This is a genomic window from Alcanivorax sp. DP30 (genome assembly GCF_009882945.1).
Classification (GTDB): Bacteria; Pseudomonadota; Gammaproteobacteria; order Pseudomonadales; family Alcanivoracaceae; genus Alcanivorax.
Window position 1 is genome coordinate 26416 of the sequence record NZ_WTUY01000023.1, and the last position, 14968, is coordinate 41383.

A 14968-nucleotide genomic window follows, 5' to 3' on the forward strand; every position below is an offset into this window, starting at 1 on the left:
GTCTGGCCTGGTCGGGCAACCCTGTCGCGGCGGAACCGCCGCTCCCCAAAGGGGGGAGGGTCGCTTCGAGCGATCCGTGCGTGGGCATGGCATGTCTGCTCGCGCCAACCCCGCCCGCGAAGCTATTTAGTGTTAACGATTAACTGCTCTTCAAGCTGCCTGCGCCTTGCTGAGCATTTCTTTGGCGTGATTGCGGGTGGATTCGGTGATTTCCACGCCGCCCAGCATGCGTGCCAGTTCCTCGATCCGGGCGGGTTCGTCCAGGCCGTGGATGCGGGTGTGGGTGGTGTCGTCCCCCTGAATCTTGTGCACCTGCCAGTGCTGGTGTCCCTGGCTGGCCACCTGGGGTTGGTGGGTAATGCAGAGCACCTGGGCATGGCTGCCCAGCTCGCGGAGTAGTCGGCCGACAATTTCGGCAACGCCGCCGCCAACACCCACATCCACTTCATCAAACACCAGGCTGGGCACGGTGAGATTGCGGGCACAGATAACCTGAATGGCCAGGCTGACCCGTGACAGTTCCCCGCCGGAAGCTACCTTGCCAAGGGCTTTGAGGGGCTGGCCCGGGTTGGCGGTGAACAGGAATTCCACCTCTTCCAGGCCGTCGGCACCCGGGTTGCATTCACTCAGCTGGGCTTCCATGACGGCGGCCTTCATGCCCAGGGCAGTGAGTTGCTTCTGCACCTGCTGGGTGAGGGTCTTGCCCGCCTTGCGGCGTGCCTTGCCCAGCTTGAGGGCGCTGTCCATGTACTGTTTTTCGGCAGCGGTTTCTGCTTCCGAAAGCGCATGCAGGTGGGCGTCCACATTGCCCAGCGCTTCGGATTCAGACAACAGTGACTGGTGGTGTTCCACCAGTTCTTCCGGGCGAATGCGGTATTTTCGGGCCAGGGTATAGCACTGGCTGAGGCGTTCTTCGACCTGGTTGAGTCGTTCCGGATCCAGATCCAGCCGTTCCAGATAATGGCGCAGGTCCTCCGCTGCGGCTTCCACCTGCAGGCGGGCGGATTCCACCGCATCGGCCACATCGCCCAGGCCATCATCCTGACGACGGGCATCGTCCAGCCAGTGGCTGACCTGGCTGAGGTGGTCGTTGCAGGTGCCGTCGTCACCTTCATACAGGGCATTGAGGGATTGCTGGCAAACGCGGATCAGGCTGTCGGCATTGGCCAGACGCTGCTGCTCCTGTTCCAGCTCGGCCAGTTCGCCTGCCTGCAGAGCCAGGGCGTCCAGTTCTTCCAGCTGAAAGCGCAGCAGCTCTTCGCGTTCGTTCTGTTCGCGGGCCTGGTTGAGGGCGTCGTCATGGGCGCGACGGGCTTTTTGCCAGGCGCGCCATTGATCTCGAACCCGGGCGGCCAACTCGCGAGCGTCGGCGTAGTTGTCCAGCAGCTGGCGATGGGCTTCTTTCTTGAGCAGCGCCTGGTGTTCGTGCTGACTGTGGATGCTGATCAGTCGCTCACCCAGATCTCGCACTTCTGCCAGCGGGGTAGGGGTGCCATTGATGTAGGCGCGGGAGCGGCCATCGGCGCGCACGGTGCGGCGCAGCAGGCACTGGTTTTCGTCGTCCAGTTCCCGGTCGGCCAGCCACTGCTGGGCACCGGGGTTGTCGCTCACATCGAAGGTGGCGAGTACTTCTGCGCGATCATGGCCGTGGCGGACTACGCTGGAGTCGGCGCGATCGCCCAGGGTCAGGCCCAGGGCGTCGATGATCACGGACTTGCCCGCCCCGGTTTCCCCGCTGATGCAGGTGAGTCCGTTCTCCGGTTCCAGCTCAAGCTGGTCGACAGTGGCAAAATGGCGAACGCTCAGATGTGTCAGCATGGTGTGTCTCCGAAACGGGCGAACAGACTTAACCTTTGGGGGCCTCGATAACCTGGGTGCCTGCCAGCAGGTCATGCAGGCAGCGTTTGTCCTTGCGGAAGATCAGCAGAGGATCAATGAGCATGGCCAGGTTGAGTACCGGTATTTGTGAAAGCACGTGCATCAGCAGATAGCGCATGCCATAGAGTTTGCCGGCGGGTACGGATTCCTGCTCCATGCCGACAATCTTCATGCCCAGTAGCCACTTGCCGATAGTCTGTTGACGGTTAAACAGCAAATAGCCCTGTACGGCGAGGAAGACGACCTCACCGAGAATAAACCAGGTAAGAGTGCTCACCAGATCCAGGGTGCCGGTCTCCATCATGGTCGTCCAGGCGCCGCTGAAATAGAGCATGGGGCCGATGATGACCAGTGAGGCAAGTGTGTCGATGATGGCACCGGCCAGGCGCTCGCCGCGGCCTGCCAATGGTGTGGCACTTTCCCGGGTCGCAGGGGCAGGTTGGGCGGTGGGTGTCTGGTAGGGGTTGTTGTCGTCTTGCATGTAAACGTCCTTGTTACTGTTCGTATGGCCAGTTATGGCAATGTTAGGGGATTTGGCGCATCAGTGTAAGCCCCCGGGAATTTTATATAATGCCGGGGCGGTTTTCTGGTACATATATAGCCATGACGAAGCTGGATCTCAACGAACGCAAACAGCGCCTGCTGATGACGCTGGTGGAACGGCATATCCGTGACGGCCAGCCGGTGGGCTCAAAAACCCTTGCCTCCGGCAGTGGCCTGCAAGTGAGCCCTGCCACCATCCGCAACATCATGGCGGAGCTGGAGGAACTGGGGATACTCGCCAGTCCACATACCTCTGCCGGACGCATTCCCACGGAACTGGGTTACCGCCTGTATGTGGATTCCCTGCTGGCTTCCAGTGTCATGGAACGCCCGGATAACAAGAGTCTCAAACGGGAGCTCAGTCAGTTGCTGGCGCCGGAGCAGTCCCCCCAGGAGTTGATTGCCCAGGCTTCCCGAACCCTGGCCGAGCTGACCCGCATGGCCGGTTTGGTGGCGGTGCCGCGCCGCGAAGTGACCACTCTCAGGCAAGTGGAGTTTTTGCCGCTGTCCGGCAAGCGGGTGCTGGTGGTGCTGGTGGTGAACCGCTCCGAGGTGCAGAACCGCATCATTCATACGGATCGGGATTATGACGAGACCGAGTTGCGCCAGGCTGCCAACTACATCAATCACACCTATGCGGGGTGTGACTTGAACAGCATCTGCGATGGTTTGCTCAACACCATGAATGCGGACCGGCAGCACATGGATGCGCTGATGCAGACCGCCGTGGCGGTGGCGGACAAGGCTCTGCGTACTGAAGAATCCGACTCCGATTATGTGGTGTCCGGGGAATCCAACCTGATCCAGACCGCTGAGGCGGAGAATCTGGGCCAGCTGCGCGACCTGTTTGATGCCTTCAATCACAAGCGCGACATCCTGCATTTGCTGGAGCGCTCCATGAAGGCGGACGGGGTGCAGATCTTCATTGGCCGTGAATCCGGCTTTCGCCCGTTTGAGGATTACTCCCTGATTTCGGCGCCGTACCGCGCCGATAACGGTCCGGTGGGCGTCCTCGCGGTGGTTGGCCCGACCCGAATGGATTACGAAAAGGTGATCCCCACCGTGGATATCACCGCAAAAATTCTCTCGGCAGCCCTGACGCAGCTGTAAGGACTACAGTAGGAGCGCCTCTTGAGGCGCGAACAACCCCTGGGAGCGAGTGACTGGTTCGAGTAACGAAAAACCTTCAGACAGTGCCTGCAGAGGGTTTTTCCTTTCGAAACTCGCTCTTCGCAACTCGAAACGGGGTTGTTTGCGCCTCAAGAGGCGCTCCTACAGCGCGTCCCGGGCGCAATCGGGCTTCAGGAGAAGCAAGCTCCCACAGGGAGCATGCGATGCAAATCCGCGCTCGGAGCGCGACCAGTCCCCTTTCAGCTCTCACCCAACTCGCCCGCGAGCTATCCATTATCAATTGTCCATTGCCCCTCTCCCCCTTGAATCCTGACCATCAGTTCCCATATCTTTGCCCGCTTTCCTGATAAAAGCCCGGACCGGGATGTGGAGTGAAAGAATGAGTGAGCAGGAAAAAGACCAGAATAACGCTGAGCCGCAGGTAGAGACTGTGGAAGAACAGCAGGCTGCGGCTGAGGCGGAAGCCGAGCAGGTGGAGCCCACCGCCGAAGAGAAGCTGGCCGAGCTGGAAGCCGAATTGGCGATTGTGAAGAAGGCCTTGGGCGAAGCGGATATCCGTGCCCAGGCCGAGATTCAGAATGTGCGCAAGCGTGCCGAACGTGATGTGCAGCACGCCCGCAAGTTTGCCCTGGAGAAGTTCGCCGGGGACTTGTTGAGTGTGGCGGACAACCTGGAACGCGGTCTGGCGGCGCTGGATGCTGAGGATGAGGCGCTGAAAGGGGCCCGCGAAGGTATCGAGCTGACCCTCAAGTCCCTGCTGGATGTGTTTGCCAGGTACAACCTGGAGCAGATCAGCCCGGCGGATGAACCCTTTAATCCGGAGCTCCACGAAGCCATGACCATGGTGCCGGTGCCCAATGTGGATCCCAATACCGTGATCGACGTGCTTGAGAAGGGCTACCAGCTGAATGGTCGTCTGATTCGCCCGGCGCGGGTGGTGGTCAGCAAGGCGCCGTAAGGATCCTGGTCGGGCGTCTGAGGTCGGAGGTCAGACGCCCATAGGGCCGGTTTTCGGGTTTTGACGTCCGACCTCCGACTCCCGACGTCTGACCCGCTGAAAATGGCAACAAACAAAATCTTCACGCTCCCTTGAATTGGCAAAAACCACCGCCATATAGGAGCCAGACGAGTTAACAAGTTCAACTGTCCGGTATGCCGATAGGGTGCCGGCTGGTGTGAAGGAGAAAGAGAGACATGGGTAAGATTATCGGTATCGACCTGGGTACAACCAACAGCTGTGTGGCGGTGCTCGAAGGTGACAAAGCCAAGGTTATTGAAAACAGCGAAGGTACCCGTACTACGCCTTCCATCATCGCGTACACCGACGACAAGGAAACCCTGGTCGGTCAGGCTGCCAAGCGTCAGGCCGTGACCAACCCGGAAAACACCCTGTACGCGGTGAAGCGTCTGATCGGTCGTCGTTTTGAAGACGACGTGGTTCAGAAAGACATCAAGATGGTGCCCTACAAGATCACCAAGGCCGACAATGGTGACGCCTGGGTGGAAGTGAAGGGCGAGAAAATGGCGCCGCCGCAGATTTCTGCGCAGGTGCTGAAGAAGATGAAGAAGACCGCGGAAGATTACCTGGGTGAGACCGTCACCGAGGCCGTTATCACCGTGCCGGCTTACTTCAACGATTCCCAGCGTCAGGCCACCAAGGATGCCGGTCGCATCGCCGGTCTGGACGTGAAGCGTATTATCAACGAGCCCACTGCCGCAGCTCTGGCTTACGGCATGGACAAGAAGGGCGGCGACCGCACCATCGCGGTGTACGACCTGGGTGGGGGTACCTTCGATATCTCCATCATCGAGATTGCCGAAGTGGACGGTGAGCACCAGTTTGAAGTGCTGGCCACCAACGGTGACACCTTCCTGGGTGGTGAAGATTTCGACCTGGCGCTGATCAACTTCCTGGCGGATCAGTTCAAGGCGGATTCCGGTATCGACCTGGGCGGCGACCCGCTGGCCATGCAGCGTCTGAAAGAAGCCGCTGAAAAAGCCAAGATCGAGCTGTCCTCCAGTGAGCAGACCGAAGTGAATCTGCCTTACATCACTGCTGACGCCACCGGTCCCAAGCACCTGGTCGTGAAAGTGACCCGTGCCAAGCTGGAATCCCTGGTGGGTGATCTGGTAACTCGCTCCCTGGAGCCGTGCAAGACCGCATTGAAAGATGCGGGTGTGAGCAACGCGGACATCACCGACGTAATCCTGGTTGGTGGTCAGACCCGTATGCCCATGGTGCAGGCCAAGGTAACCGAATTCTTCGGCAAAGAGCCGCGCAAGGACGTGAACCCGGATGAGGCGGTAGCCATGGGTGCGGCCATTCAGGGTGCGGTACTGAGCGGTGACGTGAAAGACGTGTTGCTGCTGGACGTGACCCCGCTGACCCTGGGTATCGAAACCATGGGCGGCGTGATGACTCCGCTGATCGAGAAGAACACCACCATCCCGACCAATGCGTCCCAGGTGTTCTCCACCGCGGATGACAACCAGACTGCGGTGACCGTGCACGTACTGCAGGGTGAGCGTAAGCAGGCTGGCCAGAACAAGTCTCTGGGGCAGTTCAACCTGGAAGACATTCCGCCGGCGCCCCGCGGCATGCCGCAGATCGAAGTGACCTTCGACATCGACGCCAACGGTATTCTTCACGTGAGCGCGAAAGACAAGGCCACCGGCAAAGAGCAGTCCATCCAGATCAAGGCCTCTTCCGGTCTGTCCGATGAAGAGATCGATCAAATGGTGGCGGATGCCGAAGCCCACGCGGACGAGGACAAGAAGTTCGAAGAGCTGGTGCAGACCCGCAACCAGGCCGATCACCTGGTGCACGCGACTCGCAAGACCCTCGACGAAGCTGGCGACAAGGCCACCGACGAAGAGAAAGAGTCCATCACCAAGGCTGTGGGTGAACTGGAAGAAGCCGCCAAAGGCAGCGACAAGGACGACATTGAAGCCAAGATCAAGGCCCTGTCCGAAGTCTCCGCACCGCTGGCGCAGAAGCTCTACGCCGAGCAGGCCCAGCAGGCTGAAGGCGCCGCCGGTGCTGAAGGTGGTGAGCAGGCTGCAGGTGACGATGTTGTTGACGCCGAGTTCGAAGAAGTCGACGACGACAAGAAGAAGTAAGGGAAAGGCGTCGGACGTCAGACGTCGGACGTCAGATGAGCGACGCCGGGCCTTGTGCCCGGCGTTGTGGTTTGAGCCCGGATTAAACAAACGGACCAACCTATGTCCAAACGCGATTATTATGAAGTGCTGGGGGCGGCGAAAGACGCCAGTCAGCAAGACCTGAAAAAGGCCTATCGCCGTCTGGCGATGAAGTACCATCCGGACCGCAATCCGGATGACGAAGAGGCGCTGGCCAAGTTCAAGGAAGCCAAGGAAGCCTACGAGGTCCTTTCCGACGAGCAGAAGCGTGCTGCCTATGACCAGTTCGGCCATGCGGGTGTGAATGGTCAGGGTGCTGGCGGCTTCGGCGGCGGTGGCGCCGGTGCGGGCGGTTTTGGTGACATCTTCGGGGATATCTTTGGCGATATCTTCGGTGGGGGTGGTGGCGGACGTCGCGGTCCTTCCCGGGGCGCCGACCTGCGTTACACCTTGGAGTTGTCCCTGGAACAGGCGGTGCGCGGTTGCGAAGAAAAAATCCGCGTGCCCACCTGGGAAAGCTGTGGCACCTGTCATGGTAGCGGAGCCAAAGAGGGCTCCCAGCCTGTAACGTGTTCCACCTGCGGTGGCGCCGGTCAGGTGCGTATGCAACAGGGTTTTTTCACTGTGCAGCAGGCGTGTCCTACCTGTAAGGGGGAAGGGCAGATCATTGAAGATCCCTGTGGCAGCTGCGGTGGCCAGGGTCGGGTGCAGAACACCAAGACCCTGTCGGTGAAGATTCCGGCGGGTGTGGATACCGGTGACCGTATCCGTCTGGCTGGTGAAGGCGAAGCAGGCATGCACGGGGCGCCGGCCGGCGATCTGTACGTGCAGGTGGCGGTACGAGAGCACGACATCTTCCAGCGCGACGGTACCAACCTGTATTGTGAAGTGCCGATCAGCTTTGTGGATGCCACCCTCGGTGGTGAGCTGGACGTGCCGACACTCAGTGGCAAGGTGAAGCTGAAGGTGCCGGCGGAAACCCAGACCGGCAGGATGTTCCGCCTGCGCGGCAAGGGTGTGAAGTCCGTGCGCGGTGGTGCCACCGGCGACCTGCTCTGCAAGGTCGTGGTGGAAACCCCGGTGAAGCTGTCCAGCGAGCAGAAAGACCTGCTGCGCAAATTCCAGGAATCCCTGGAAGGTGGCGGTGATCGCCACAACCCGAGAAAGACCAGCTGGTTCGAAGGCGTGAAGCGCTTCTTTGACGCCAAGTAGACATCGTCATCAGCCGGCACCATGAAAGGCGGAGCAGAATTTTCTGCTCCGCCTTTTTGATATTCGGGGAGAGGCGTTGGGGCTAAGCATAGAGGCTAGTCCCCTGATGCCGAATTACGACAATAAGCTTAAATTTGCACTCTGCCATTTTCGGCTTTTGGGCCCCCTGCTAGACTTGCCTAAAAAAACAACAACAAGAGTTCCCCCATGATTATTCGCAATCTGGCAAGGATGCTGGTGTTGGCGGTGTTGCCTGTTTTGTCTTCCCCGGTCTTCGCGGCCCCGGTGGATCAGGCCTACGATCGGGCGAAAGCTACCTTTGCCCAACGATCTCCGCTTGCGCTGGATAAGGCGGTGATTGATGCGCCCTGGGTGAGCGTGCCGTTTGATCAGGCTTCCTTTACCTATACCTACGAAGAGATTGAGGCCAACTGGCCGCGTTTCATGCGTGGATTAAAGCTGCCGTTCCCCTCTCCCGACTACCTGAAATCCCGTTATCAGCGCTTCCCGGCCCTGTTCCGTGATCTGCGCTATCAGGATGATGACTGGGAGCAGCATAGCCGCAATGTGCTGGAAGTGTGGGCGGCATTTTTCCGGGGCGACTTGCGTCATGCGCGGGATCTGGGGCGCAAGTACGGCGGCTATGCGCGGGTGCCGGCCATGGTGTCGCAGATCATCTATGCCACTTACCTGGCGCCCACCCAGACCCAAAAACAGCAACTGTTGCAGCAGAGCATCAATGAGATGGCCTGGTTTGGTGAGAATGCGCCGGTTTTGCCTGGTGATGAGGCGCTGCAAGAGGATTACTGCATGGTCCGGCTGGGGTTTGGTTATGCGGTAGCGCGGTTGGCGGAAGATGAATCGGTGCCGGCCATGCTGCAGCGTAACTATGCCCCCATGGTGATCAATGCGGCCACTGAAATGCTCGGGGTGGAGCCGCAGCATCCGCTGGCGCTGTCTCTGTATGCGGCTTTCGAGGCGAATGTGCTGCGCCGGGTGGGCAAGGCTGCCGGGCGTCTGACGCTGGATGCGGACAGTCGCGATGCCACGGAGTTGTTCGAGGCCTCGGTGAAGAAAGTGCCGGATCTGGCCATTGTCCGTTATGAGTACGCCAACAGCTTGCTTTATACCTTTCGGGACGAGCAGGCCCAGCAGGCCATTGCCCAGCTGATGCTGGCTGCGCAACTGCCCGCGGAATATTCCATGGAGTGGCTGGACCGGGCCTACGCCCGCAAGCGCCTCAAGGAGGTGCAGGCCTGGGTAAAGAGCGGTATGAGCTTTGGTCGTTTTGATCGCAAGCGTCGCAAGTACATGACCAAAGGGGATTACAACCTCTACGCAGTGAATCAGCCGCCCTTTCTGGTAGACTAATGCGCTTGATGCCGGACGCCAGACGCCGGACGCTTGCGGGCCCTTTGTGGCTGGTGCAGGCGTTCCGCCTCTGGCGTCCGCCTTTATGAGCAAGGAGACACCATGAAAGTAGGCATTATTGGCGCCGCCGGCCGTATGGGCCGCATTCTGATTGAAGCAACCCTCGCCAATCCGGATACCACCCTGGCGGCGGCTGTGGATGTGCCCGGCTCCAGCCTGATTGGTGCGGATGCCGGTGAATTGGTGGGGCAGGGTAACGCCGGTGTGGCGTTGGCGGACGATCTGTCTGCGGTGGTGAAAGATGCCGATGTGTTCATCGATTTCACCGTGCCGGAAGCCACGGTAAAGAATATCGAAGTGTGTCGAGTGGCGGGCACCAAGCTGGTCATCGGTACAACCGGCCTCAGTGATGAGCAGATCGCTGGCCTGCGCGCAGCCAGCGAAGATATCGCTATCTGTTACGCCCCCAACTACTCCATTGGTGTGAATCTGTGCTTCAAGCTGCTGGAAACCGCGGCTGCGGTTTTGCAGGATGAAGTGGACATCGAGGTGATCGAAGCCCACCACCGTCACAAGATTGATGCTCCCTCCGGTACCGCCCTGCGCATGGGTGAGGTGGTGGCCCAGACCCTGGGGCGTGATCTCAAGGAGGTGGCGGTCTATGGCCGTGAAGGCCGCACCGGCGAGCGTGATCGGCAGACCATTGGTTTCGAGACCATTCGGGCGGGTGACATTGTCGGCGATCACACGGTGATGTTCGCTGCTGATGGTGAGCGAGTGGAAATTACCCACAAGGCCTCCAGCCGCATGGCCTTTGGCCGCGGTGCTGTGCGCGCCGCTGCCTGGCTGGGTGGGCAGGACAAGGGCCTGTTCGACATGCAGGATGTGCTGGGGCTGGCCGGTGAGTCCGCTGGCTGGGGCAAGGGCTGAGGTCTGAGTCAATAATTGGCCGCAGGAGCCTGTCTGCAGGCGATTATCGCTTGCAGGCAAGCTCCTGCGGCGGGTTTGCCCTGCGTATTGCGTGGCGTGCCGCGCGTCAGCGGCTTTAAGCGTGACATTTGTTTCCCGAAGCCCTAGAATAGCGCGCAGCCCGTGATGGGCGTGTGGGGCACACGAATGAAGAATTCTACGAAAAAGCGAGGTGGAGCAATCCATCTCGCTTTTTTGCGAGCAGCTGGCAGCTTTGTGACTGCCAATGCGTGCCCCACCGCATATCTCCCTAATTTCTTGCCAGCCTGGAGGTTGCGTTGACGGTTCCCGCCATTCTCGCTCTCGAAGACGGAAGCATCTTTCGAGGTGTTGCTATCGGTGCCACGGGTCAAACCGTGGGTGAAGTGGTGTTCAACACCGCAATGACCGGCTACCAGGAGATCCTGACGGATCCCTCCTACGCCAAACAGATTGTGACTCTGACCTATCCGCACATCGGCAATACCGGTGTGACCCCGGAGGACGAAGAGTCCACGCAGATCTGGGCCGCCGGCCTGGTGATCCGCGATCTGGCCATGACGGTCAGTAACTGGCGCAGCCAGCAGTCTCTGCCGGATTACCTGCGTGAGAACAATATCGTCGCCATCGCCGATATCGATACCCGCCGCCTGACCCGCATCCTGCGCGACAAGGGTGCCCAGAACGGCTGCATCATCGCTGGCGACAATCTGGATGAAGCGGCAGCGCTGGAAGCGGCCAAGGGCTTCCCGGGTCTGAAAGGCATGGATCTGGCCAAGGAAGTCACCGTGGCGGAATCCTACAGCTGGACCGAGTCCACCTGGGATCTGGAAGAAGGTCACACCGAGCAGAAAGAGGCCCGTTTCCATGTGGTGGCCTACGATTACGGTGTGAAGCGCAATATCCTGCGCATGCTGGCCGAGCGGGGCTGCAAGCTCACCGTGGTGCCGGCTCAGACCCCGGCGGCAGACGTGCTGGCCCTCAACCCGGATGGCATCTTCCTGTCCAATGGCCCGGGTGACCCGGAGCCCTGTGACTACGCCATCGAGGCCATCAAGGAGATCGTTGCCACCGGCAAGCCGGTGTTCGGTATCTGCCTGGGGCATCAGCTGCTGGCGCTGGCCAGCGGGGCCAAGACCATGAAAATGGCCACCGGTCACCATGGTGCCAACCACCCGGTGAAAACCCTGGCCGACGGTACGGTGATGATCACCAGTCAGAACCACGGTTTCGCAGTGGATATGGACAACCTGCCGGACAACCTGAAGGTGACCCACGTGTCCCTGTTCGATGGCACCCTGCAGGGTATCCATCGCACCGATGTGCCGGCCTTCAGTTTCCAGGGGCACCCGGAAGCCAGTCCGGGGCCGCGTGACTGTGCGCCGCTGTTCGATCATTTCATCGAACTGATGGAAGCTAAGTAAAAGCGTCTGACGTCCGACGTCTGACGTCCGACGCAAAGACAACCGCAACATACGTCTGACGGTTAGCGAACTATGCCTAAAAGAACCGACATCAAAAGCATCCTCATCATTGGTGCTGGCCCGATCGTTATCGGCCAGGCCTGTGAGTTTGACTACTCCGGCGCCCAGGCCTGCAAGGCCCTGCGTGAAGAGGGTTACCGGGTGATCCTGGTGAATTCCAATCCTGCCACCATCATGACCGACCCGGCCATGGCGGACGCTACCTACATTGAGCCGATTACCTGGCAGACGGTGGCCAAGATCATCGAGAAGGAGCGCCCGGATGCGCTGCTGCCCACCATGGGTGGCCAGACCGCATTGAACTGCGCGCTGGATCTGGATCACAACGGTGTGCTGAAAGAGTTTGGCGTGGAAATGATCGGCGCCACCGAGGATGCCATCGACAAGGCGGAAGACCGCTCCCGCTTTGACAAGGCCATGAAGGCCATCGGCCTGGAGTGTCCGCGCTCTGCCATTGCCCACAATATGGAAGAGGCCAATGCGGCGCTGGAAGAGCTGGGTTTCCCCTGCATCATCCGGCCCAGCTTTACCATGGGTGGTTCCGGCGGTGGCGTGGCCTACAACCGGGAAGAGTTCGAGGAAATCTGTCAGCGTGGTCTGGATCTGTCCCCGACCAACGAGTTGCTGATCGACGAATCCCTGCTCGGCTGGAAAGAGTACGAGATGGAAGTTGTTCGCGACAAGAACGACAACTGCATCATCGTTTGTTCCATCGAGAACTTCGATCCCATGGGTGTGCATACCGGTGACTCCATTACTGTGGCACCTGCGCAGACCCTGACCGATAAAGAATTCCAGATCATGCGTGACGCCTCCCTGGCGGTGCTGCGCGAGATCGGTGTGGAAACCGGCGGCTCCAACGTGCAGTTCGGGGTGAATCCGGACAACGGTCGCATGGTGGTGATCGAGATGAACCCGCGGGTGAGCCGTTCTTCCGCACTGGCGTCCAAGGCAACCGGTTTCCCGATTGCCAAGGTGGCCGCCAAGCTGGCCGTAGGCTACACCCTGGATGAACTGCAGAACGAGATTACCGGTGGCAAGACCCCGGCCTCCTTCGAGCCGTCCATCGATTACGTGGTCACCAAGATCCCGCGCTTCAACTTTGAAAAGTTTGCTGAAGCAGATGCGGTGCTGACCACCCAGATGAAGTCCGTGGGTGAGGTCATGGCCATCGGCCGTAACTTCCAGGAGTCGGTGCAGAAGGCCTTGCGTGGTCTGGAAACCGATTCCATTGGTTTCGATCCCAAGGTGGATCCGTCTGCCCCGGATGCCCGTGAGCAAGTGGCCCAGATGCTGGCCACTCCTGGCCCGGAGCGTATCTGGGTGGTGGGCGATGCCTTCCGGGTTGGCATGACCGTGGAAGATGTGTTCAACATCACCAAGATCGACCACTGGTACCTGGTGCAGATCGAAGATCTGATCCGGGCAGAACAGAATGTGGTCGAGACCACGTTCAGTGGTCTGACTCGTGACAGCCTGTATGCCCTCAAGCGCAAGGGCTTCTCCGATGCCCGTCTCGCCCAGTTGCTGGGTGTGAAGGAAGCGGACGTGCGCGGCAAGCGTGAAGAGCTGAACATCCAGCCAGTGTACAAGCGGGTGGATACCTGTGCGGCGGAATTCTCCACTGACACCGCCTACATGTATTCCAGCTACGATGAAGAGTGTGAAGCCAACCCGAGCGACCGTGAAAAGATCATGGTCATCGGTGGCGGTCCGAACCGTATCGGTCAGGGCATCGAGTTCGATTACTGCTGTGTACACGCGGCCTTCGCCATGCGCGAAGACGGTTACGAGACCATCATGGTCAACTGTAACCCGGAGACTGTTTCCACGGACTACGACACCTCTGACCGTCTCTACTTCGAGCCGATCACCCTCGAAGACGTGTTGGCCATTGTTGCCAAGGAAAAGCCCAAGGGTGTAATCGTTCAGTACGGTGGCCAGACGCCGCTGAAACTGGCCCGCGCCCTGCAGGCCGCCGGCGTGCCCATCATCGGCACTCCGCCGGATGCCATCGACGAAGCGGAAGACCGCGAGCGTTTCCAGCAGATGGTCAACAAGCTTGGCCTGAAGCAGCCGCCCAACCGCACCGCCCGTTCCATGGAAGACGGTGTGCGTCTGGCGGAAGAAATTGGTTACCCGCTGGTAGTGCGTCCTTCCTATGTACTGGGTGGTCGCGCCATGGAGATCGTCTATAACGAAGCCGAGCTGCGTAGCTACATGACCAACGCAGTCTCAGTTTCCAACGATTCCCCGGTACTGCTGGACCGTTTCCTGGATGATGCCATTGAAGTGGATGTGGATGCTATCTGTGACGGTACCGATGTGGTGATCGGCGGCATCATGCAGCATATCGAACAGGCGGGTGTTCACTCCGGTGATTCCGCTTGCTCTCTGCCGCCTTACTCTCTGGATGAGGCGGTGCAGGATGTGATGCGTCAGCAGTCCCGTGACATGGCGCTGGAACTGGGTGTGATTGGCCTGATGAACGTGCAGTTCGCCGTGAAAGACGGCGATGTGTACGTGCTGGAAGTGAACCCCCGTGCATCGCGGACCGTGCCTTATGTGTCCAAGTGCATCGGCGCGTCCCTGGCCAAGGTGGCTGCCCGTTGTATGGCAGGCACCAGCCTCAAGGAACAGGGCTTCACCGAAGAGGTCAAACCACAGCACTACTTCGTGAAAGAAGCGGTATTCCCGTTTGCCAAGTTCCCGAAAGTGGACCCCATTCTCGGCCCGGAAATGAAATCTACCGGTGAGGTAATGGGTGTTGGCGCAACCTTTGCGGAAGCCTTTGGCAAGGCGTCCCTGGGGGCTGGCGAGAAACTGCCGGAAAAAGGCACGGCCTTTATCTCCGTGCGCGAAGTGGACAAGCCGTCTGCCGTGAATGTGGCGCGTATGCTCATTGAGCGTGGTTTTGATCTGGTTGCCACCCGTGGTACCGCCAAGGTGATCAGTGAAGCCGGACTGGCTGTGAAAGAAGTGAACAAGGTGCTGGAAGGGCGTCCGCATATTGTGGATATGATCAAGAATGATCAGATCGCCCTGATCGTGAACACCACCGAGGGCAAGCAGGCGATCCGCGATTCCTTCGCCATCCGCCGTTCGGCCCTGCAGCACAAGGTGTTCTACACCACCACCATTACTGCTGCCCATGCGGTCTGTCAGGCGTTGGGTATCAGCGGCGAGATTGAAGTTCGTCGCCTGCAGGATTTGCACGCAGAAATGCAGTAAATCGTCGTCAGGAGCGCTCGGAGCCGAGT

At 59.6% G+C, this 14968-nt stretch carries 10 protein-coding genes; 8 read left to right on the forward strand and 2 right to left on the reverse strand.

All coding sequences use genetic code 11. The features are described from left to right. Positions 1–150: 150 nt before the first annotated feature. Positions 151–1818 carry a DNA repair protein RecN gene (gene recN / locus GQF00_RS15525; RefSeq protein ID WP_161320108.1) on the reverse strand — a complete coding sequence of 556 codons (1668 nt, stop codon included), beginning with the start codon at positions 1816–1818 and terminating at the stop codon, positions 151–153. A gap of 28 nt (positions 1819–1846) precedes the next feature. Beyond that, positions 1847–2359: an RDD family protein gene (locus GQF00_RS15530; protein WP_161320110.1), complete on the reverse strand. Its 513-nt coding sequence runs from the start codon at positions 2357–2359 to the stop codon at positions 1847–1849. Positions 2360–2481: 122 nt separating this feature from the next. Between GQF00_RS15530 and hrcA the strand changes: the two genes are divergently transcribed. The 8 genes from hrcA (at position 2482) to carB (ending at position 14939) form a co-directional block, all read left to right on the forward strand. Next, positions 2482–3531 carry a heat-inducible transcriptional repressor HrcA gene (hrcA, locus tag GQF00_RS15535; protein ID WP_161320112.1) on the forward strand — a complete coding sequence of 350 codons (1050 nt, stop codon included), beginning with the start codon at positions 2482–2484 and terminating at the stop codon, positions 3529–3531. A gap of 400 nt (positions 3532–3931) precedes the next feature. After that, positions 3932–4510: a nucleotide exchange factor GrpE gene (gene grpE, locus GQF00_RS15540; RefSeq protein WP_161320114.1), complete on the forward strand. Its 579-nt coding sequence runs from the start codon at positions 3932–3934 to the stop codon at positions 4508–4510. 236 nt (positions 4511–4746) lie between these two features. Continuing rightward, positions 4747–6672, forward strand: coding sequence for a molecular chaperone DnaK (gene dnaK, locus GQF00_RS15545; RefSeq protein WP_161320116.1), 1926 nt, complete (start codon positions 4747–4749; stop codon positions 6670–6672). A gap of 102 nt (positions 6673–6774) precedes the next feature. After that, complete coding sequence (dnaJ, locus tag GQF00_RS15550) at positions 6775–7905, forward strand: molecular chaperone DnaJ (protein WP_161320118.1); 1131 nt, start codon at positions 6775–6777, stop codon at positions 7903–7905. A gap of 207 nt (positions 7906–8112) precedes the next feature. After that, on the forward strand, positions 8113–9276 hold the full coding sequence (locus GQF00_RS15555) for a hypothetical protein (protein ID WP_237440573.1): 1164 nt from the start codon (positions 8113–8115) through the stop codon (positions 9274–9276). Positions 9277–9378: 102 nt separating this feature from the next. Then, positions 9379–10206 (forward strand): 4-hydroxy-tetrahydrodipicolinate reductase, encoded by an 828-nt coding sequence (gene dapB, locus GQF00_RS15560; protein ID WP_161320120.1) that lies wholly within the window; start codon positions 9379–9381, stop codon positions 10204–10206. A 317-nt stretch (positions 10207–10523) separates the two neighbouring features. Next, positions 10524–11648 carry a glutamine-hydrolyzing carbamoyl-phosphate synthase small subunit gene (gene carA, locus GQF00_RS15565; protein WP_161320122.1) on the forward strand — a complete coding sequence of 375 codons (1125 nt, stop codon included), beginning with the start codon at positions 10524–10526 and terminating at the stop codon, positions 11646–11648. A 72-nt stretch (positions 11649–11720) separates the two neighbouring features. After that, entirely contained in the window at positions 11721–14939 is a 3219-nt protein-coding gene (gene carB, locus GQF00_RS15570; RefSeq protein ID WP_161320124.1) for a carbamoyl-phosphate synthase large subunit, read from the forward strand. The last annotated feature ends 29 nt before the right edge of the window (positions 14940–14968 follow it).

Excerpts from the sequence above, each read along its gene's own strand:
- GQF00_RS15530 (WP_161320110.1), bottom strand. The coding sequence starts at position 2,359 with ATGCAAGACGACAACAACCCCTACCAGACACCCACCGCCCAACCTGCC.
- recN (WP_161320108.1), bottom strand. The coding sequence starts at position 1,818 with ATGCTGACACATCTGAGCGTTCGCCATTTTGCCACTGTCGACCAGCTT.
- grpE (WP_161320114.1), top strand. The coding sequence starts at position 3,932 with ATGAGTGAGCAGGAAAAAGACCAGAATAACGCTGAGCCGCAGGTAGAG.
- GQF00_RS15555 (WP_237440573.1), top strand. The coding sequence starts at position 8,113 with ATGATTATTCGCAATCTGGCAAGGATGCTGGTGTTGGCGGTGTTGCCT.
- dapB (WP_161320120.1), top strand. The coding sequence starts at position 9,379 with ATGAAAGTAGGCATTATTGGCGCCGCCGGCCGTATGGGCCGCATTCTG.
- dnaJ (WP_161320118.1), top strand. The coding sequence starts at position 6,775 with ATGTCCAAACGCGATTATTATGAAGTGCTGGGGGCGGCGAAAGACGCC.
- dnaK (WP_161320116.1), top strand. The coding sequence starts at position 4,747 with ATGGGTAAGATTATCGGTATCGACCTGGGTACAACCAACAGCTGTGTG.
- carB (WP_161320124.1), top strand. The coding sequence starts at position 11,721 with ATGCCTAAAAGAACCGACATCAAAAGCATCCTCATCATTGGTGCTGGC.
- hrcA (WP_161320112.1), top strand. The coding sequence starts at position 2,482 with ATGACGAAGCTGGATCTCAACGAACGCAAACAGCGCCTGCTGATGACG.